The following is a 19,808-nucleotide window of genomic DNA, read 5'->3' on the forward strand; positions in this document are numbered from 1 at the left end:
CCTGCCTGACCCCCGGAGTACTTCATGGCCCCGCCGACTGTCCGCAAATTTACCTTTGATGTCCGTTTCGACGAACCGACACCCTCGGAGCGACAGCCTGTTCTTTCCGAACTCCTGATCAGCGAACCCCCGCCGGAGCCAGAGCCGGAACTGCCGCCGGAACCAGAGGAACCGCCCCCGATTGTTTTCAGTCAGGAAGAGCTGGAGTTCGCCCGTGAAGAAGCCTATGTCGCCGGGCATGCTGCCGCCCTTCAGGAAGCAGCCGCATCCGTGGAGCAATTTGTAGCCGAGGCATTAAATCGCTGCGCAGAGTCAATGACTGTTCTTGCAAGCAAGACAGACCCTCTTGCTGATGCGGCCACATCTGCAGCCATCCAGGTTGTACACACGATTTGCCGGAAGTTACTGCCACATACAGCCGATGATTATGCCATACGCGAGATTACCAGCCTTGTGCAGTCCTTGCTGCCGGATTTGATCGGTCAGCCCCGTATCCTGATCCATACCAGCCCGAAAATGGTGGATCTCCTCCGCAAACATCTGACTGAAACAATCAGCAAAACGGGATTCGAAGGACGCATGGTTCTGCTGGGTGATTCCTCCATGCTTCCCACTGATGCCCGTGTTGAATGGGCTGATGGCGGCGCAGAGCGAAATATGGCCCAGGCACTTGATGAAATAGACGCTCTGGTACAGCGGAATATTCCGCCGTTTCAGCAGGGACAAGCCTTGGAACCCGGGCACCTGTCCCATAGTGAGGAAACTGATACCGTTAAAAGGACGGTCGAGGACATATGGCCCGATATTGACCCGGCCAACTGGTACACGCCTCCAAGCAAGCATGCGGAAACGGCCTTGGTACAGCAAGCCAGCCGTGAAGCCTCTGAACAGATTGCCTTAGCCGAACCAGAAACTATGCAACCAGAGATTATCGTCAGTGAAAACACAAATACAGGTGAAGACGCTGACATACTGCAAGCAGACGAGATAACACAACACGCTGCAGATGTAGATCCGACAGAAGACCTGAAACCCGACGCGTAAACAGGGAGGAACGCTTGTCATGGCTGACAATGATCTTGAGCTGGATGAAATGCCGGAGGAAGAGGATGAAACCGGCCAACACGATGACGATATGGAAATTGCCGAGGAACTTCCGGATAAACCACGCTCGGCCGCTGACCTTGAGGCTGTCTACGACATCCCGGTACAAGTATCCGCCGTTCTCGGAAAGTCATCCATGCAAGTCAACAACCTGCTGCGCTTGGGGCGCGGGGCCGTTGTAGAGCTGGATCGGAAAGTCGGGGAAGCTATTGATATCTACGTCAACAATCGCCTCGTCGCCCGTGGGGAGGTCGTCGTCGTCGAGGACAGGCTCGGTATTACTATGACAGAAATTATCAAGACAGACCGCACCTAATACAATCCCTTAACATGCATCAAGGACCAGACCTGATGGCCGAAAGCGGTAACATACAGGAAAGCCTGCCGGACTCCTCGGATGACTATACAAGCCGGCCTCGGGGCATGGATGTTGCGACACTCTCGGGTATACTGGGCGCTGTTGCCCTTACAGTGATGGCTATTGCAGCCAGCGGCTCGCCATTGTCATTTGTCGACATGTCGGGCCTGTTGATTGTATTGGGTGGCACCATACTGATCACAGCAACCAGCTTCAGCTGGTCTGATATACGGCAAACACTACGCGAACTGGGCCGATCGGCTGGATACAAGATGCCCGCCCCACAGGATGTGGCGCTGGATATGCTTCGTATCGCCGAATATGCACACCGCCATGGCATCCTGAGACTACGCGGCGTTGTTCTGAATTCACTGCATCGCGACCAGATTCTTCACAAGGGGCTTCAGCTTGTGCTGAACGGTACGGCCGAAAATGAGATTGTACGTATTCTCTCTTCAGATATCGCCTCAAGTCGGGTTCACAGTGACCGGGCGGTCTGCGTCCTGCGGCGCGCCGCAGAGACCAGCCCTGCCATGGGTTTGATCGGAACCTTGATCGGCCTAGTACAGATGCTGGGGCATCTGGATAATCCGGCCGCGATCGGACCGGGGATGTCGATTGCCCTTCTGACCACTTTCTACGGCGCCGTCATGGCCTACATGATCCTTGGCCCCCTTGGGTCACGGCTGGAACGCAATGGTCAGGAAGAAGCCTTGATATACCAGATATGGCTGACAACAGTCCTATCAATTGAACGCAGGGAAACTCCATCGCAACTGGAACTACACTTCAATAGCATCCTGCCCCTTGGTCAGCGGCTGCCCGTACACGTCGACCTGATCCGACAACCGGCAGGAGGATAAGAATTTTTTGACATTTGCCGTTCTATAGTGCGGTAGCAGCCTTGGGTCATGTCTGTTTTGTAGTGGGAGATTATACGAATGCGTTTGTTGATTGTTGGCTCCCTAGGCGGACAGATTGGTGCGGCAAGCCAGATTGCCATGCGCCGTGGCGCCAAGGTCAGTCAGGCCGACGATATTCACGCTGCGCTGACCCAACTGCGCAGCGGCCATGGCGCTGATTTAATGATGGTTGATATCGGGCTGGATATCCGTCTTCTTGTCGCCAGCCTTGAATCCGAACGCATATCTGTGCCCGTCGTTGCCTGTGGCGTTTCTACCGATACCAAGGCTGCCGTGGAGGCAATACGGGCAGGCGCAAAGGAATACGTCCCCCTCCCTCCTGATCCGGAATTAATTGCCGCTGTCCTTGCCGCCGTTGTGCAGCAGGACAACACCATTATATTCCGCGATCCCTCCATGCAGAAGATCATGGACTTGGCCAATCAGGTTGCTCCTTCCGAGGCAGGCATCCTGATCGTCGGAGAGTCTGGAACCGGCAAGGAACTGGTTGCCCGACACATCCACCAGAAATCACGACGAGCGAACCGTGTTTTTGTTGCCGTCAACTGCGCCGCCATTCCTGAGAACCTTCTTGAGTCAGAACTTTTTGGTCACGAGAAGGGGGCCTTCACCGGTGCCATTGCCAGACGCATCGGCAAGTTTGAGGAAGCCACAGGCGGCACCTTGCTGCTGGACGAGATATCAGAAATCGATGTCCGCCTTCAGGCCAAGCTGCTGCGCGTTCTTCAGGAACGGGAACTAACACGCGTCGGAGGCAACCAGTCCGTCAAGGTTGATGTCCGCATTCTCGCAACATCCAACCGCAATCTTCAGGAAGAAGTACGCAAGGGCACATTCCGCGAAGACCTGTTCTTCCGTCTGAACGTCGTGACACTGTCTCTGCCACCACTGCGTGACCGTCCCAAGGATATCGAGATTCTCGCCAAGCATTTTGCAGAAAAGTATGCGGCACTGAACAAAGTACCGGCCCGCCCCATTGCAGCCAATGCGATGGAGGCCTTACAGCGGCACATATGGAAAGGAAATGTCCGCGAGCTTGAGAACACGATCCATCGCTCTGTTCTTTTGGCACGCAGCGACACAATTGACCGTGACGCCATTCTTCTGACGGAAGACGGGGAGAATGTGCCCAACCCGAACGGCAGTATCGGAACCTTGGTAGGACGGACCGTTGCTGATGTTGAGCGAGATCTGATCATCGATACTCTGCGCCATACGCTGGGGAACAGAACGCACGCTGCCAATATCCTTGGAATCTCGATCCGGACGCTTCGCAACAAACTCAGGCTGTACACTGATCAAGGGCTTCCGGTCCCGCCACCAACAGGTGGGGAGGCCGATGTTCCGGCCTGATTGTGAAATAGCATCAGGTTTTCGAATCTAGAACAGTTCAACACACTCTTTGCGCGGGAACTGACAAACGCATGGCAGAACAGGCAACACACCTGCAAACGGCAGACCGCGTTGATCCCTCTTCAACAGAGGCGAGAACAACAGCGGGCTTGTCCGGTGCCATGGATGGCGGGGCGGCGTTCCTCAAACGGGCGGCGCTGCGTGGTGACTTGTTCTTGGCTCTTGGTATTGCCGCAACACTGGTCATCCTGATTATCCCGCTGCCGCCATGGCTTCTGGATATTGCCCTAGCTCTGTCCCTGACCCTGTCTGTTCTTGTCCTGATGACTGTGATTTTCATACAGAAGGCCATGGAGCTGAACAGCTTCCCGGTCATTCTCTTGATGACAACACTGCTGCGCCTGTCCCTGAACCTGGCATCGACCCGCCTGATCCTGCAATACGGGCATCAGGGCACCGATGCTGCCGGTCATGTTATAGAAGCCTTCGGTGGCTTCATCATGGGCGGTAACTTCGTCATCGGGGTGATTGTCTTCCTGATTCTTATTCTTGTTAACTTCATGGTTATTACCAAGGGATCAACCCGTATCGCCGAAGTCACGGCCCGGTTTACCCTCGACGCCATGCCCGGCAAGCAAATGGCCATTGATGCTGACTTATCTGCCGGGGTCATTGATGAACGTGAAGCCATAGCCCGCCGTCGTGAGTTGCAAAAAGAAACAGACTTCTTCGGGGCCATGGATGGTGCCTCGAAGTTCGTAAGGGGCGATGCGATTGCCGGCTTGATCATTACGGCCGTCAATATCATGGGTGGCATGATCATCGGCATGGCCCAGAACAATCTGAGCTTTTCGGTCGCTGCCGACACATATACCCGGCTGACCGTCGGGGATGGGTTGATCAGCCAAATTCCGGCACTGATTGTTTCTGTATCCGCCGGCTTGATGGTCTCCAAGGCAGGGCTGAGCGAAAGCACCGAAGTGGCCTTAGGCAGCCAGTTTACGCAGTATCCAAAAGCATTGGGCATGTCATCGGCTGTTGCTGGTCTTCTGGCTGTTATTCCGGGCACACCGGCCCTGCCCTTTCTGCTTCTTGCAGGCATAACCGGCGGAGCCGCATGGTTTACGGATCATCGCCACCACAAAGCCGCCATGCATGCGGCAGAGATGGCCGCCCAAGCAGAACGGGAGGCCGCACCGGTCGCAGAAGAACCTATTTCCAGCGCCCTGCGGATTGATATGGTTCGTCTCGAGCTGGGGTATGGGCTGTTGTCCATGATCTCTGCCGGGGGTAACCAAAGGCTGACAGACCAGATCAAGGCGCTGCGCCGTGCACTGGCCACAGAAATGGGATTTGTCATGCCCAGTGTCCGCATCCAGGACAATATGCAGCTTGCAGCCAACGAATACGCGCTTTTTATCAAGGAAGTCGAGGCCGGAACCGGTGATCTGCGCCCCAACATGCTGTTAGTCATGGATCCACGTGGCGAAGACATAACGCTGCCCGGCGAAAAAACACGCGAACCGACCTTTGGTCTGCCTGCCGTATGGATTGAAAGCTCCAATCGCGAGGAAGCCCTGTTCCGTGGCTACACGGTTGTTGATCCTGCAACGGTTATCACCACACACCTGACCGAAGTTGTCCGCGATAACATGGCGGAACTTTTGTCCTATGCCGAAACGCAAAAGCTTCTTGATGAGCTGGACAAGGATCATCAGAAACTGATTGCCGACATTGTCCCCAACCAGATCAACATCAACGGGATCCAGAGGATCCTGCAAAATCTTCTGGCGGAGCGGGTTTCGATTCGTGATTTGCCAACCATTCTGGAAGGCATATCCGAGGCATCGGGAATCAGCCGAAATCTGACAATGATGACCGAGCACGTCCGCATGCGGCTGGCCCGCCAGCTGTGCGATGCCTGCACCGATGAAGAAGGGGTGATCCCCTTGGTCACAATGTCACCAGAGTGGGAGCAGAACTTTGCTGAAGCGTTGATCGGTCAGGGTGAAGAGCGCCAGTTGGCTATGCCACCATCCACACTTCACGAGTTTATCAACGGTGTACGGCAGGTCTTTGAACGCTTTGCCATGCAGGGGGAAACCCCGGTCTTGTTAACAAGTCCGATGATCAGGCCCTATGTGCGATCAATCATCGAACGCTTTCGCCCCATGACCATGGTGATGAGTCAGAACGAAATCCATCCCAAAGCTCGTATCAAAACACTGGGGCAGGTATGATGGCAGACCGCGTTTCCCCATGTAAAGCACGGTTCTCCTCCAAGTGGGGAGGCATACCATGCGGATGAAATATTATACAGCGCCCTCGATGGCTGAGGGTATGGCCATGATACGGGCAGAGCTGGGGGATGATGCCATCATCATCTCGACCCAGAGAGCCAATGGCAGTGAAGGTGTACGTATCACCGCAGCACTGGAGGAAACCGCACCGGACGAGGAAATCAATGAATATCTTGCCTTGGGAACGCCGCCCTCTGCATTGACCGAAACAATCCGCGAATGCCTCTCCTATCACGGCGTTCTACCCCGCCTTTCAGAACGTATCGTAGCTGCGGCAAAGGCAATTGGAACCGATGATCCTACACTGGCAACGGCCGGTGCCTTGGATGAACTATTTGCTTTTGCCGCATTGCCGGCAAAACGTTCGCCAGTGCCCGTCATGCTGGTTGGTCCTCCAGGGACCGGCAAAACAATCACTGTAGCCAAACTGGCCGCACGGGCACGTATTGCAGGCCGCTCTGTTTCTGTTGTAACCGCGGACTCGGTCAGGGCCGGTGCCTTGGAGCAGTTGTCTGCCTTTACCAATATATTGGGCGTTGAACTCAAGAAAGCACGCGGCATAACCAGCCTGGAAACAATGGTTGCTGAGGCTGCGGCCTGCAGCGACCTTGTTTACATTGATACCCCGGGCCTTAATCCGTTCAGCCCGGAAGACATGGGTTTTCTGCGTGGCCTGACCCGTGCCATAGAGGTAGAACCCGTGCTGGTACTGGCGGCAGGGGGGGACCCTGTGGAAGCAACGGAAGTTGCTGAAGCCTTCGCTGCAGTGGGAGCCACACGCATTCTGGCAACCCGTCTGGACATGACACGACGGCTGGGGGCTGTTCTCGCTGCAGCTGATTCCGGACAGTTCATGTTCTGCGATGTCAGCATCAATCCACATGTTGCCAATGGATTGTGCCCCATCAATCCAATCTCGATGGCACGCCTTCTGGTTCCACCGGGAGATAACTCGCTGACGGCCGCTCCTGATGACTGGGCCAGCCGCAGACCTGCAACACCACCACAGCCGAAAGCCTCGTGGAGTCACGATAACCCAACTCTGTTGGATAAGCAGGAGGAGCCCGTGGACCTGCCCGACCCGGACCAGGATGCCAGGCCAATGTTCGCCATCCACGCCGGGGCGGACATTCAAGAAACAGGAAATGACATGAGTGAGGCCCGCGGATGACTCTTCAGACCGATTACGGACAGGCGCCCGTTCTTGCACCATCGGCTCCGGGCCGGCACAGCAGCAACATTATTGCCATTGCATCCGGCAAGGGAGGGGTCGGCAAAACGTGGTTCTCGATCACATTATCGCACGCCTTTGCCATGCGTAAACGCAAGACCCTGCTTTTTGACGGAGATCTTGGACTTGCCAACGTGGATATTCAGCTTGGGCTGATGCCACGTTACGACCTAGCCAGTGTCATCACCGGACGCGTAACCCTCAACCAGGCCTTTACGCCCTATCAAAGCGGGGGATTTGATGTTCTCGCTGGTCGTTCCGGATCTGGTTCGCTGGCGAATATTCCTCTCTCGCGTCTGCAGGTCTTGGCCGAAGACCTTGAGCTGGCCGCCCCCGCATACCACAAAGTAATTATCGATCTGGGGGCCGGCGTGGAAAAAAGCATACGCCAGCTTTCACGGGCCGCCGGAACCATTTTGGTCATTACATCGGATGAACCGACATCTCTGACCGATGCCTACGCCTTTATCAAGGTAACGACCATGGAACGTCCAAATGCGGATATCCGGGTTGTGATCAACGCCGCCAATTCTGTCCGTGAAGGGGAACGCACCTACGCAACCCTGCGCAAGGCCTGCGAGGGGTTCCTGAAAATAAGCCCGCCCCTAGTTGGGATTGTGCGCAGGGACATGCGTGTCCGGGATGCAATCCGGAACCAGACGTCCATTCTGCTGCGCTCCCCGGGGGCAGATGCCGCAGTTGATGTAGAAGCAATTGCCGACCGTCTGCTGGCAGGGTAAGCAAGGGCCGGGGGAACGTACATGCCGAATGTTCCTCCGCCTCCCTCATCAGGCGCCCCTCTGCCTCCAACGCCATCTGTTTCGGGCTCTGTCACCCTTCTTTCTCCCCCTACCCCAGTGGCATCACTACCCGCGGGGACAAAAATCGAGGCCGTTGTCGTTCGCTCGCTGCAACCGTCTCGTCACGACGTTCTTCTTGATACACCTTATGGCCAAATAAAAGCCAACCTGCCCACCACGCTTACTCTGGCAGCGGGAACACGTCTTGTTCTGGAGACGACAGAATTCCGACCTGGACAGGCTGTCATGCTTCGCATCATGGCTGTAAACCCTGTGCCATGGCTATCCCCCAAGCCTGATACTCTTTTGGGATCCACTCCTCCCGGGCTTGGTGTAAATCCAGCAGCTGCAGCAGTATGGCAAACATCATTACCCAGTCACATACCTGCGCAGGTTATTGCCGCACCAGATCATTTCTTCCCGTCTCACTCTGATCGCAGTTCAGCCCCCTTGCCTCCGTGGCCGATAGGGACAACTGTTCTGTTTCGTCTCACCCCTATTGCATCCAGTAATGCCGGAGCAGCATCCGCGTCGTCATCCATACACTCTCCTGCCCCTACCTCTCAAACAGGACTGCTGACAGAGCAAGGTTCCATAACCCAACCTATGCCGCAGGGCACTCCATCGGCTGCATCAACACCCATCCCCGGATCTATAACGGGGATCATCGCCCCACACACCAATTCCGGACGTGCCATTATTGCCACTCCCATGGGCTTACTATCCATGGATCGCCCCCTGTCCCTTCCCGCTGGTACCCCTGTTAGCTTGGATATTATACAAGTCACCCCACAACTCGCTCATCCAGACATTATATCATCAGCTGAAAGCATGAAAATCGGCTCCGTATCCGTGCCTAGCTGGCCCGGAATGGAGCGGGCCTTGGCCATAGCCCTGCAGACCAACGGACCAGACGGGATCAAGGCCTTGATCCACCATCTTCCAACCAGCGACGGACGCATGCTGCTCGCTCTTATGGCATTCAGCCAGTTATCACGCCCGGCTAGCAGCACACGCCCGTGGCCGGGGGAGAGCGTGCGCGACATTCTTGAGCAATCCCTAGGGCGTGAAAGCGCACGTGCCCTTTCCGCAGAACTACGCGAGATGATACGCCCCTCTACAGATGGGGGAGGAGACTGGAGACTACAGAACCTCCCCTTCCTGAATGGAAACAGTATTGAAAAGATTACCCTTATCAGCAGGCGTGACGGAGAGCAGGACAGTGAAAAAGACGCAGTGAAAGCAAAAAAAGGAGAACGATTCCGTTTTCTGCTTAATCTCAACCTTTCCCGCCTTGGCCCCATGCAATTCGATGGTCTTTACCTGTATAAGGATCGCCGTCTGGACCTGCTGATCCGCACGCACATCCCCTTGGATATAGAGATCAGAACCACTATGCTGGCCTTGTATACCAACGCATCCCAAGCCCTGAACTTGGTCGGAAGCCTTTTATTCCATGCCTCACCATCATTCGCTGGACCGGCTGATGCTATACCCGGACACCCTGATCCAGGCCCGGGTCTGATCGTATAAGGAAATGGGGGACAGCTTCGCCGCCAACCAAGTATATGTTGCATGAACAGCATGCCGTGCAGAGCATTTGACATACATATAAGGGCTGTACTAGGGATCAGGACGTGAGAGACAGTCCGTATAGATTCAAAGGATACGAGGAGACCGTACGGGATGGCTGCCAAACTCACCGGTGATCCCAAAGGATATTACCGCGTTCTGGGCCTTGATCCCGGATCGGATGGCGCCGCTGTCAAAACAGCTTTTCGTCAGCTGGCCATGGCACTGCATCCGGATCGAAATAACAGCCCGGATGCACACGAAAAGTTTCATGCCATCACCGCAGCCTACGAGATTCTCTCCAACCCCGAGAAAAAGGCGCAATACGATGCGCTGTCCCGGAGTACTGATACAGCTGAAAAACAGCAAACACAGTATAAACGGCAAGCGTCAGCAGGAACAGGGGCACGGGACAAGCAGAAGTCCGAACGTACAGACCCCAGACCCTCAGCCAATCAAGCCAGACAGGAAAAACCGCAAGACCAACGACGGAAACGGACATGGTCCACGTCATCTCCTCCTCCCCTTCTCCCGCTATCCACATGCGATCGCTGTGGTCGTGTTGCAGCACAGCCGCGTTACGTTATTTTTCCACTGGTTCGCGGGATGTTGGCACGCAGTCTTCACTCCAGCATCGAGGGTCTGTACTGCCGTCGCTGCGCCGATATCACCGGCTTGCAGGTTTCCATCCGGAATTGGCTTTTGGGCTGGTGGAGCCTGTCTGGACCCGTTGATACCATTCATGCCCTTTGGGTAACCGCACGGGGAGGGATTCTGCCTGCGGATCGCAACTATCGGACCCTTATGCACCAGGCGCGCGCCTTCTTGGCCAGACAAGACAGGGACATGGCCTATAATATCGCACGGCAGGCCAGACAATTTGCCACAACAGTGGGGCAACAGTACATGGCGGATAGCCTTGTCCCGGCCTCCCCACAGTCGGCGGCCCGCCAACTGAAAAATCGATGGAGCGGCGTGGGCGCTTTCCGTCTGCTTCAATTGTCGCCACTGTACTTGGCCGGTGCCGCAACAGCTGTTATCAGCTGGAATACAGTCCGCGATGCCGAGCTGCCCCTTGTCAGGCCTGATCAGGACAAGCCTAGAAACACTGACTCTGCATCCCCGTCGTCATCATCCCTGAAAGCGGGGGGACTGCATGAAACCATGGCCGCGGGCTTGGCCATACGCAGCGGACCCGGGACAAGTTTCCAAAAAACGGGAGAATTGGCAGCCGGTGCCATGGTTCTGGTGACAGAAATCGATACCGGCGGTAACTGGGCTCGTATTATCACGCCGGAAGGCATGTCAGGCTATGTCCCGTCCCGGTTTCTTAACCCGGTTCATATTCCACGCCAGCAGCGAGAAACAACGACGCAACGAGAATAGGGCAAAGTATACCTGCAGTAAGGCATACCGGCAGAATCAGGCAAAAAAGACCGATCATGGGCTGGACCCAGCTCTGTCAGGACGTGTATGCTGGCACAAGTCTTGTTGCGGATGACTCTCACTTTCCATAAAGTGCCTGCCTCTCCGGACAATCGGACAGCGCGGAAATCAAGGCAGCGCTGTTCCAGAATGCCCCGCCAGGGCGGACAGGGTTTTTTAGAATGTATAAAATAAATGCAAAAGTATTCTCGACAGACACCATACGCCTTCTGACTATCCTAGCGGCCGTGGCGCTTTTATGTGTGTTTTCTCTCCTGTCCCAAGCATCCGCGACCGATACCACAGCAGAAGCAACAACCGCTGCTGTTGAAGCCACCGTTTCAGCACTACCTCATGATCTTTCACTGGGCGGGATGTTCATGGCTGCCGACAGCGTGGTCAAGGCTGTTATGGGATGCCTAGCTCTTGCTTCGGTTATGACATGGACCATTTGGGGGGCAAAAAGCCTTGAATTACGCAAGGCAAAACGCGACCTATCCCGTGCTATCCACGCACTGGATACATGCCGTACAGCGGAAGAAGCACGCACTGTACTCCGCGATCATAACGGCTTGTGCCACACAATGATCGGGGCTGCCATTACTGAAATCACCCTGTCCGGAGAGAGCGGTAAGGAGGGCATCAAAGACAGGACATCTTCGCGGCTTGAACAGGTTGAGGCCGATGCCGGGCGGCGTATGGCCTCAGGCCTAGGTATCCTAGCCAGCATAGGCTCGAACAGCCCATTCATTGGTCTGTTCGGCACTGTCTGGGGGATCATGGACAGCTTCATTGGTATTTCAAAAGCACAAACAACAAACTTAGCGATCGTGGCGCCAGGTATCGCCGAGGCTTTACTGGCAACGGCAATGGGGCTGGTAGCGGCAATCCCGGCGGTTATCCTGTATAATCTGCTGGTTCGCTCAATAGGAGCATACCGTGGTCTTGTTGGCAATATGTCGGCAACTATGCTGCGTCTGGTCAGTCGTGAGCTCGATCTGCGCTCGGAGAGCTCTCCCGATATTCATCAGCCACGCAACCATCATTCCTCCCCCGTCCGGGTGGCAATCCCGCGCTCTGCTGCGGAGTAAGAAAGCATGGCAGGCCCTATTCATAATAATCGTGATGAACTAATAGAAAATCACGCTATCAATGTGACACCCTTTATCGATGTTGTTCTGGTGCTGTTGGTCGTCTTCATGGTAGCCGCCCCCCTGTCGACCGTTGACACACCCGTTGATCTGCCCTCCTCAACCGCGATACCAACACCCAGACCAGACAATCCCGTCTTTCTGACAGTGACCCGCGACGGGAACCTTCTTCTGGCGCAGGAAACACTGTCCACCGCCATGCTCCCCGCAGCACTGAACGCACAGACCGGTCAGAACCGGGAACAACGTATTTTTCTTATGGCAGACAAGGCGGTGAATTACGGAACAGTCATGGCCGTCATGAATGTACTACGGGACAATGGATATCTGAAAATTGCCCTGACCGGAGTGGAGGAAGGACAAAATCCGTGAGGAAGCACACAGTATCCTTGCCATGGGAGCCACAGTCCTTCAATCGCTGGGCGAGCTGTTTTGGTACTGTACTTCTGGCTCACGGCCTTCTTGTTGCTGCAACACTGGGGACCTGGATCACACCGGAGCCGACAACAGGCTTTGTCACAGGGCAAGCTTTGCTTGTTGACATGCTGCCTGCGCCGCCAGCCTCTGCACCACCATCTCATGCGGTAGAAGAACCACACCAGCAAGAGCAAAAGCTGCAACCCGTTCAGGAAGCAGACGTAACGCTCCCCAAGCCGGCCCCCAAGACAGAATCGCGCCGCCGCAAGACCAATCCCAAGCCTACCGCATTACATACGGAAGAGAACCCTGTACAACGAAAGCGGTCACAGGATACGGCAGGCAGACAAGAAGCTTCTTCCAACACCAGCGCCATAACGCAGTCCGACAGCTCTGCTGCAGCCAAGATGTCACTCTGGCATGGCCAGATCTTGTCACATCTTGAACGCCATAAGCATTACCCCCGCCTTGCAAAAGCACGCTATCAGGAAGGTACTGTTATTATCCGGTTCAGGATTGCCAGAACGGGGGATGTTTTATCCGTAGCCCTTGAAGAATCATCGGGCTTCCCGCTTCTGGATCAGGAGGGCCTAGATCTTGTAAGGCGCGCAAGCCCTCTTCCTCCCCCTCCGCCCGGAACGGAAAGCTCTGCCCTAGAGCTTGTCTCTCCAATACAATTCTACCTGAGATAGGAGCCAAGGATCCCGGTGACACATCTTGGTCAAGTATGCTGGTTTTGCGTCAGTATATTTGCCATACTCACTGAGGTCTTCCTGAATACCAGAATACCCAGTCAACACTCTATCGCATGACAAGGGGTGAGCGCGCATGTTCCAGACCATCAGTCCCTGTCAGGCATGGCGGATGTTGAGGTTGGCAATTGTTGTGCTGCTGGTTGCGCTGCTTCCTATATCTGGCCCCTGCTTGGCGCAAGAGCCTATGGAAGTGCGGACACCTGCCCCGGAAAATCCAAATGACCCCCGCTTTGCTTGGTCTGTAGAGGTGCTGAAGATGGCCCTACAGGCAACAGAGCAGGACTTTGGCCCATGGAAATTAGTTCTGGAATCCAGGGTCTCGGATCGAACACGGTTGGAAACAGAGCTTGAGAAGGGGGGCTTGATCAATGTTGCCCTTCTCCCCAGCTGCACGATCAGTGACAAACGGTTCATGCGGGTCAGTCACGTTGCGGACCGGGGACTTTTGGGATACCGGGTTGCCATTATACGAGCCGGTGAGCAAAACAAGTTTTCCGGTATCAAGACCCTGAATGATCTTGCCGCCTTCCCCGTTGCCTCTGGCCGGAACTGGCATATAAGCAAAATCTTCATAGGTAATGACTTGCCCGTGACTCTGTGGCCTGATCTGGATGGCTTGTATAATCTCCTGTCTATAGGTCGGGTGGATTATTTATCCCGTAGCGTCTACGAAGTCATGCGTGAGCTTGATCACTACAAGCAGACATACCCGGATCTGGCGATTGAACAAACAATACTGGTCCGAACCCCGATCGCTATGTGGCTTTACGTATCAGTCGGTGAGGACAGGCTAAAAGAGCGCCTCGAAGCAGGGATGGACCGTATCTTGGCCAATGGAACCCTGAAGACCCGGTTTGACGCACTATTCCGCAAGGACTTGGAAGTTCTTAACCTGAAGAGCCGCCACGTTATCATGCTGAATGATCCAGATGCCCACGGCCCCACGCTGGCAATCCCAACCACAGAGTTACTTACGGGTCAATAGACTGGTCCGCCCCCCGCGACGGCGATAAATCTCAAGACCGATGTCATCCTGCAGGGCACGCTCTTGGCGTTCACGCATGGATATCTCACGCCCGATACGGTTGTCCTCGGCGATTTCACTGGTCTTCAGTTCCTTGAATGCCTCGGCCAGCGTATCACGGGCAGCACTGATCTGCCGACGAAGGTCTTTCAGGGTTTTTTCAAGTGTCTCGCGGCGCTCCTTGGCCCAGCGCACATACCCACCATAAGTCAAACCGGCACCCAAGGGATCAGCCGCTGCTGCATGACGCTCCTTGATCCCCTGCTCTTCCAGAGCAAGCAGCAAAGCAATAAGCTGCTCTTCAGAAGCGATAAGACGCGCCAGGAAACGACGTTTCTCATCCACATCCCACTTACGCAGACGCACAAGACCCTTCAGGGTACGCGACATAACAGCCCCCTTCTTATCTGCTCTCAGCTGCCATCTCGAACCCGACGGCCTCGGCCAAGGCCGTATACGTTTGGTCCAGCGTTGCGGACTCAGTCTTGCCCTGACCAAGAACGGCTTCTATACGGGGATATAGGGCTATGGCCTCGTCCACTTCCGCATTGGATCCATCTTTGTAGGCACCAAGGCGTATCAGTTCACTCATGTCCTCATAAACCGACACAATCCTACGGCAGCGGGAAACCAACTGGTTTTGCCATTCCGTATTGCAGCCGGGCATGGTCCGGGAAACAGATCGCAGGATGTTCATGGCGGGATAGCGGCCCCTCTCGCTGATAGACCGCTCCAGCACAACGTGCCCATCCAGAATACCGCGCACAGCATCCGAGACAGGCTCGTTATGATCATCCCCCTCAACCAGAACTGTGAACAGACCGGTTATGTTGCCTTGCCCGGGACCTCCGGGGCCAGCACGCTCCAGCAACTTGGGCAACTCGGCAAAAACGGTTGGCGTATACCCCTTGCTGGCGGGTGGTTCTCCCGCAGAAAGGCTGATCTCGCGCTGGGCCATGGCAAAACGGGTCACACTGTCCATCAAACAGAGGACTTCGGCACCCCTATCCCGGAAATATTCTGCAATTGTCATGGTCAGATAAGCAGCCTGACGCCGGATCAAGGGTGGCTCATCAGACGTGGCAATCACAACAACAGAACGGGCCAAACCTTCAGGCCCCAAATCATCTTCTATAAACTCCCGGGCCTCACGCCCACGCTCTCCTATAAGTCCACAAACGATCACATCAGCCGACGAATACTTGGCCATCATGGACATGACAGAGGATTTCCCCACGCCTGATGCGGCAAAAATTCCCATACGCTGGCCAACGCAGCACGTTGTGAAGGCATTCAGGCACCGGATGCCTAGGTCCAGTTTTCCACCCACTCTCTGTCGTGCATGAGCTGGTGGCGGCGAGGCCCGAACCGGATAGGCAACAGGTCCTGACAACAAAGGCCCCAAACTGTCAGCAGGCTCAGCCATGGCGGTTATGACGCGCCCCAGCCAGGATTCATGCGGATAAACAGCCGGAGCAGCAGCCACTACCTCGGCACAAGCCCCCAAACCTATACCGTCCAATGTCCCAAAAGGCATCAGCAGTGCCCGACCATCGCGAAAACCGACGATCTCACCTGGCACCATGTGCCGATCCCGCCTTGTGAGCATCACACGGTCACCAACCGAGACAGAAGTTTGTATGCCTCCAACTTCGACCAGAAGCCCCTGCACAGCAACCACCCGACCAAAAAGCCTGTAATCAGGCAAGCGAGCAATGTCTGTCAGCAGATTGCTTGTCGGTATGGGCATACGAGGATCTTTCTGCCATGAATCACAAGATACTGCGTACTGTTACATTACGGGCACACAGACACTTGGTGCTTGCACGTAACAATCAATCACTCTATCGTTAATGTCGGGTTAATCGGATGTCCGGATTCAAAGAACAGGGATCAAGACGTCTGCGCAGAGCATGAGGGTGCCCCATGCGCGTTCTTGTCGTAGAAGACGATACAGCCACCCGGCAGAGTATCGAACTCATGCTTCGCAAAGAGCAGTGGGTTGTTGATTCCACCAACCTAGGCGAAGACGGTCTGGAGATTGGCAAGCTCTACGACTATGATATCATCCTGCTTGACTTAGTCCTCCCGGACATGGATGGAATGGACGTCATCCGGCAGCTACGGGCTGCACGGATTGGAACGCCGGTCCTGATTTTGTCCGGCCTTGACGAACCAGACAGAAAAGTACGCGGGCTTGGCAGCGGTGCCGATGACTATTTGACAAAGCCATTCGACCGCTCAGAGCTGATCGCGCGCATTCAGGCAATCGTGCGACGCTCAAAAGGCCACTCTCAATCCGTCGTGCGAACCGGACGCCTGTGCGTCAATCTGGATGCCCATACCGTCACGATCGACAGCAACCCCGTACACCTGACGGTCAAGGAATACGGCATCCTAGAGCTTCTGGCTCTCCGCAAGGGCACAACTCTAACCAAGGACCAATTTCTCAGCCATCTTTACAATGGCATTGATGAACCTGAGCTGAAAATTATCGATGTTTTCATCTGCAAGCTACGCAAGAAACTTGCCGTAGCATCAGATGGGGATAATTACATCGAAACAGTCTGGGGACGTGGCTATGTACTGCGCGATCCATCCGCTGCAGCAGAAACGGCAGCTCCTCAGACACCAGACGCTGTATCAGCCTAAAACAAGACTTTCAGCATCAAATAGATATGGGGGTGTCAGGAGATATTCTTGGCACACGATTAGTTGAGGCTCTACCTCTTCCCGACGAATGGTCTCTTTAATAATGGCATGCAGCGAGGATGCCGCATGAGCCGTGGCCTGAGGAATCGGCACATCATGTAACAAGGCACCGGTCAACAATGCTGTAAAAATATCACCGGTTCCATGCATACTGGCCTTGATGGGAATACGTTCGGCACGAACCAACCAAGCCTGCTCAGCAGTTACAGCCAAGCAACCAATCTCGCCGGGGTCAGGCAAAGGAAGGCTGGTCGTAACCACAAGACGCGGCCCACGTCCAATAACAGCCTTGGCCGCCTTCAAGGCATCTTCTACTGTACGAACATCCATTCCGGCAAGGAGAGCCAACTCAAAACGGTTTGGAACCACAACATCAGCCATTGGCACCAAACAATCAGCAAAGAAGGCCGGGATATCCGCAGGTGCATACAAGACCCCGGTTCCGGAAGCATTGTCATCTCCCATAACAGGATCACAGACATACAAGCTTTCCGGGTTGGAATCACGCATACGACCAACGGCCTTGGCAATAACCTTGCCCAGCGCAGCACGTCCGAGAAAACCCGATACCATGGCAGAGCACTGCCCAAGAATGCCGTTCCCCTCTAGGCCCGACAAAACATCACGGACATGCGCCGGACGAAAAATATCGCCGCGGACATCGGGGTAACCAAGACGGCTGGACAGCTGACACGTATGAACGGGCCACACCTCAAATCCCATGCGCTGTAAGGGAAAGACAGCCGCAGCATTGCCGACATGGCCATAGGCTACGTGCGACTGCACAGATACGACACTACGAACAGGAGGAAACATGTCCAAAAAACACCCCTGAAGAACAAACCTGCATCGCACAAAACATCGAGACCAATCTTTCCAGTACCGCACCGTGTTGCGCTCACAGCACCAGAATGAACTGGTATATCTCCGAACAGAAAATTTGCCACGACGACGCCATGGAGTAACATCTCATAACTATCGGCATCATAAAAAGAAGTCATGGCTGTACGTTCCATGAACTTTAGCGGCTGTTGTCACCTCTTTGCATCCGTCATGGCCTCGCTCATTCTCACTACCGCTCTAGAACACACTCTGGATTTCGGGGGAAGAATCCATGGCCAGTACACCGACATCACATCGCCGCTTACGCACAAAAGCCGGCGCACCGGTTACCGACAATCAGAACAGCATGACCGCAGGACCCCGGGGGCCACTCTTGTTGCAGGATGTATGGTTCCTAGAAAAGATGGCGCACTTCGACCGTGAAGTTATCCCCGAGCGCCGGATGCATGCCAAGGGATCAGGTGCCTATGGCACCTTTACCGTTACCAAGGACATCACCAAATACACCAAGGCGAAGATCTTTTCCAAGATTGGCAAGAAAACAGACCTGTTCATACGCTTCTCGACCGTTGCCGGAGAGCGCGGTGCTGCCGATGCCGAACGTGATATCCGTGGATTTGCAATCAAGTTCTATACTGAGGATGGAAACTGGGATCTGGTTGGCAACAACACGCCTGTTTTTTACCTGCGCGACCCGCTCAAGTTTATCGACCTCAATCACGTGGTAAAGCGTGATCCACACACCAACCTGCGCAATGCCACATGGAAGTGGGACTTTTTCTCCCATCTGCCAGAAAGCCTGCACCAGCTGACCATAGACTTCAGTGATCGAGGCATCCCCCATTCATATCGCCACATGCATGGCTTTGGCAGCCATACATTCAGCTTCATCAATGCCAAGAAGCAGCGTTTCTGGGTCAAATTCCATCTAAAATCACGGCAAGGCATCCAGAACCTGAACCCCGCAGAAGCAGCCACCCTGATTGGGCAGGATCGCGAAAGCTCTCAACGCGACCTGTACGATGCCATTTCAAACCGCAAATTCCCGCGCTGGCGTTTCTGCGTACAAATCATGCCGGAAAAAGACGCCGCCAAATATCGCTTCAATCCTTTTGACCTGACCAAGGTCTGGCCTCACAAAGATTATCCCCTGATCGAGGTCGGCGAGCTCGAACTGAACCGAAACCCTGAGAATTACTTTTCAGAGGTGGAACAGGCAGCCTTCAACCCGGCTGATGTTGTACCCGGCATTGGGTTCTCGCCGGACAAGATGCTACAGGGCCGACTCTTCTCCTATGGGGACACACAACGCTACCGGCTGGGTGTCAACCACCATCAAATTCCGGTTAATGCATCACGCTGCCCAGCACACGGGATCTACCACCGTGATGGACCCATGCGCGTTGACAACATCAATTCCGGGCGCGTGACCTATGAGCCGAACAGCTTCGGATACTGGAATGAACATCCAGAACACGCCGAACCCCCGCTAAAAATTGAAGGCGATGCGGATCATTGGAACCATCGTGAGGATACAGATTACTACAGCCAGCCACGTGCCTTGTTCGAGCTGTTCGATAAAGGGCAAAGAGAAAGGCTGTATCAGAACATTGCGGCCGATATGGACGGGGTGCCAAAGGATATCCAAAAGCGCCAGATTGCCCTCTTCAAGAAAGTACACCCGGATTACGGGGCTGGCGTTGCCAAAGCACTTGGCCTGAAAGAAGGCGGGTCAAGTGACAAAACCAAGAAAGCTGCAAAGGCAAAAAAAGAGACAAAGAAAAAAGCAGTGACTACCAAAAGCAAAACGGCAAAGTCAGGAACACGTAAGAAATAGGCT

18 protein-coding genes are annotated in these 19,808 nt (G+C 54.7%); 15 read left to right on the top strand and 3 right to left on the bottom strand.

Features of this window, described 5'->3' with window-relative positions:
• Positions 1 to 24 precede the first annotated feature (24 nt).
• From AY555_RS09355 to AY555_RS09415, 13 genes are all read left to right on the top strand, one after another.
• On the top strand, positions 25 to 1,044 hold the full coding sequence (locus AY555_RS09355) for a FliH/SctL family protein (RefSeq protein WP_066135992.1): 1,020 nt from the start codon (positions 25 to 27) through the stop codon (positions 1,042 to 1,044).
• 19 nt (positions 1,045 to 1,063) lie between these two features.
• On the top strand, positions 1,064 to 1,420 hold the full coding sequence (gene fliN, locus AY555_RS09360; protein WP_066135996.1) for a flagellar motor switch protein FliN: 357 nt from the start codon (positions 1,064 to 1,066) through the stop codon (positions 1,418 to 1,420).
• 35 nt (positions 1,421 to 1,455) lie between these two features.
• Positions 1,456 to 2,325, top strand: a complete 870-nt coding sequence (locus AY555_RS09365) for a motility protein A (RefSeq protein WP_156483353.1) — start codon at positions 1,456 to 1,458, stop codon at positions 2,323 to 2,325.
• Between the two features lie 78 nt (positions 2,326 to 2,403).
• Positions 2,404 to 3,738, top strand: coding sequence for a sigma-54-dependent transcriptional regulator (locus AY555_RS09370; RefSeq protein ID WP_066135999.1), 1,335 nt, complete (start codon positions 2,404 to 2,406; stop codon positions 3,736 to 3,738).
• Positions 3,739 to 3,899: 161 nt separating this feature from the next.
• Entirely contained in the window at positions 3,900 to 5,978 is a 2,079-nt protein-coding gene (gene flhA, locus AY555_RS09375; RefSeq protein WP_082812098.1) for a flagellar biosynthesis protein FlhA, read from the top strand.
• Between the two features lie 58 nt (positions 5,979 to 6,036).
• On the top strand, positions 6,037 to 7,209 hold the full coding sequence (locus AY555_RS09380) for a flagellar biosynthesis protein FlhF (protein ID WP_082811988.1): 1,173 nt from the start codon (positions 6,037 to 6,039) through the stop codon (positions 7,207 to 7,209).
• Entirely contained in the window at positions 7,206 to 8,009 is an 804-nt protein-coding gene (locus AY555_RS09385) for a MinD/ParA family protein (RefSeq protein ID WP_066136004.1), read from the top strand. Before AY555_RS09380 ends, AY555_RS09385 begins: the two co-directional genes overlap by 4 nt.
• A gap of 21 nt (positions 8,010 to 8,030) precedes the next feature.
• Positions 8,031 to 9,602, top strand: coding sequence for a hypothetical protein (locus AY555_RS09390; protein ID WP_066136007.1), 1,572 nt, complete (start codon positions 8,031 to 8,033; stop codon positions 9,600 to 9,602).
• Between the two features lie 153 nt (positions 9,603 to 9,755).
• On the top strand, positions 9,756 to 11,027 hold the full coding sequence (locus AY555_RS09395; RefSeq protein WP_066136010.1) for a DnaJ domain-containing protein: 1,272 nt from the start codon (positions 9,756 to 9,758) through the stop codon (positions 11,025 to 11,027).
• 221 nt (positions 11,028 to 11,248) lie between these two features.
• Positions 11,249 to 12,157, top strand: a complete 909-nt coding sequence (exbB, locus tag AY555_RS09400) for a tonB-system energizer ExbB (protein ID WP_066136015.1) — start codon at positions 11,249 to 11,251, stop codon at positions 12,155 to 12,157.
• A gap of 6 nt (positions 12,158 to 12,163) precedes the next feature.
• A complete protein-coding gene (exbD, locus tag AY555_RS09405; protein ID WP_066136017.1) occupies positions 12,164 to 12,589 on the top strand; it encodes a TonB system transport protein ExbD in 426 nt (141 codons plus the stop codon).
• A complete protein-coding gene (locus tag AY555_RS09410) occupies positions 12,586 to 13,326 on the top strand; it encodes an energy transducer TonB (protein ID WP_066136019.1) in 741 nt (246 codons plus the stop codon). Before exbD ends, AY555_RS09410 begins: the two co-directional genes overlap by 4 nt.
• 136 nt (positions 13,327 to 13,462) lie before the next feature.
• Positions 13,463 to 14,374, top strand: coding sequence for a type 2 periplasmic-binding domain-containing protein (locus AY555_RS09415; RefSeq protein ID WP_066136022.1), 912 nt, complete (start codon positions 13,463 to 13,465; stop codon positions 14,372 to 14,374).
• Here AY555_RS09415 and AY555_RS09420 read toward each other — a convergent pair.
• Together AY555_RS09420 and fliI are read right to left on the bottom strand one after the other, a co-directional pair.
• Positions 14,357 to 14,803: a hypothetical protein gene (locus AY555_RS09420; RefSeq protein ID WP_066136027.1), complete on the bottom strand. Its 447-nt coding sequence runs from the start codon at positions 14,801 to 14,803 to the stop codon at positions 14,357 to 14,359. The two genes, AY555_RS09415 and AY555_RS09420, sit on opposite strands and share 18 nt — an antisense overlap.
• A 13-nt stretch (positions 14,804 to 14,816) precedes the next feature.
• Entirely contained in the window at positions 14,817 to 16,163 is a 1,347-nt protein-coding gene (gene fliI, locus AY555_RS09425) for a flagellar protein export ATPase FliI (protein ID WP_066136030.1), read from the bottom strand.
• A 176-nt stretch (positions 16,164 to 16,339) separates the two neighbouring features.
• Here fliI and ctrA point away from each other — a divergent pair, with 176 nt between their 5' ends.
• The gene (ctrA, locus tag AY555_RS09430; RefSeq protein ID WP_066136033.1) at positions 16,340 to 17,065 is read left to right on the top strand and encodes a response regulator transcription factor CtrA; all 726 of its coding nucleotides are present in this window, start codon (positions 16,340 to 16,342) and stop codon (positions 17,063 to 17,065) included.
• Here ctrA and pdxY read toward each other — a convergent pair.
• Positions 17,057 to 17,941: a pyridoxal kinase gene (pdxY, locus tag AY555_RS09435; RefSeq protein ID WP_066136036.1), complete on the bottom strand. Its 885-nt coding sequence runs from the start codon at positions 17,939 to 17,941 to the stop codon at positions 17,057 to 17,059. The genes ctrA and pdxY overlap by 9 nt on opposite strands.
• Before the next feature lie 298 nt (positions 17,942 to 18,239).
• On the opposite strand from pdxY, the gene AY555_RS09440 reads away from it, so the two are divergent.
• Positions 18,240 to 19,805 (top strand): catalase, encoded by a 1,566-nt coding sequence (locus AY555_RS09440; protein ID WP_082811990.1) that lies wholly within the window; start codon positions 18,240 to 18,242, stop codon positions 19,803 to 19,805.
• Positions 19,806 to 19,808: the final 3 nt, after the last annotated feature.

Source organism: Haematospirillum jordaniae (assembly GCF_001611975.1).
GTDB classification, from domain to species: domain Bacteria; phylum Pseudomonadota; class Alphaproteobacteria; order Rhodospirillales; family Rhodospirillaceae; genus Haematospirillum; species Haematospirillum jordaniae.

What these genes read in the sequence shown, in the direction of transcription:
- AY555_RS09355 (WP_066135992.1), top strand. Translation starts at nt 25, where the DNA reads ATGGCCCCGCCGACTGTCCGCAAATTTACCTTTGATGTCCGTTTCGAC.
- fliN (WP_066135996.1), top strand. Translation starts at nt 1,064, where the DNA reads ATGGCTGACAATGATCTTGAGCTGGATGAAATGCCGGAGGAAGAGGAT.
- AY555_RS09365 (WP_156483353.1), top strand. Translation starts at nt 1,456, where the DNA reads ATGGCCGAAAGCGGTAACATACAGGAAAGCCTGCCGGACTCCTCGGAT.
- AY555_RS09370 (WP_066135999.1), top strand. Translation starts at nt 2,404, where the DNA reads ATGCGTTTGTTGATTGTTGGCTCCCTAGGCGGACAGATTGGTGCGGCA.
- flhA (WP_082812098.1), top strand. Translation starts at nt 3,900, where the DNA reads ATGGATGGCGGGGCGGCGTTCCTCAAACGGGCGGCGCTGCGTGGTGAC.
- AY555_RS09380 (WP_082811988.1), top strand. Translation starts at nt 6,037, where the DNA reads ATGCGGATGAAATATTATACAGCGCCCTCGATGGCTGAGGGTATGGCC.
- AY555_RS09385 (WP_066136004.1), top strand. Translation starts at nt 7,206, where the DNA reads ATGACTCTTCAGACCGATTACGGACAGGCGCCCGTTCTTGCACCATCG.
- AY555_RS09390 (WP_066136007.1), top strand. Translation starts at nt 8,031, where the DNA reads ATGCCGAATGTTCCTCCGCCTCCCTCATCAGGCGCCCCTCTGCCTCCA.
- AY555_RS09395 (WP_066136010.1), top strand. Translation starts at nt 9,756, where the DNA reads ATGGCTGCCAAACTCACCGGTGATCCCAAAGGATATTACCGCGTTCTG.
- exbB (WP_066136015.1), top strand. Translation starts at nt 11,249, where the DNA reads ATGTATAAAATAAATGCAAAAGTATTCTCGACAGACACCATACGCCTT.
- exbD (WP_066136017.1), top strand. Translation starts at nt 12,164, where the DNA reads ATGGCAGGCCCTATTCATAATAATCGTGATGAACTAATAGAAAATCAC.
- AY555_RS09415 (WP_066136022.1), top strand. Translation starts at nt 13,463, where the DNA reads ATGTTCCAGACCATCAGTCCCTGTCAGGCATGGCGGATGTTGAGGTTG.
- AY555_RS09420 (WP_066136027.1), bottom strand. Translation starts at nt 14,803, where the DNA reads ATGTCGCGTACCCTGAAGGGTCTTGTGCGTCTGCGTAAGTGGGATGTG.
- fliI (WP_066136030.1), bottom strand. Translation starts at nt 16,163, where the DNA reads ATGCCCATACCGACAAGCAATCTGCTGACAGACATTGCTCGCTTGCCT.
- ctrA (WP_066136033.1), top strand. Translation starts at nt 16,340, where the DNA reads ATGCGCGTTCTTGTCGTAGAAGACGATACAGCCACCCGGCAGAGTATC.
- pdxY (WP_066136036.1), bottom strand. Translation starts at nt 17,941, where the DNA reads ATGTTTCCTCCTGTTCGTAGTGTCGTATCTGTGCAGTCGCACGTAGCC.
- AY555_RS09440 (WP_082811990.1), top strand. Translation starts at nt 18,240, where the DNA reads ATGGCCAGTACACCGACATCACATCGCCGCTTACGCACAAAAGCCGGC.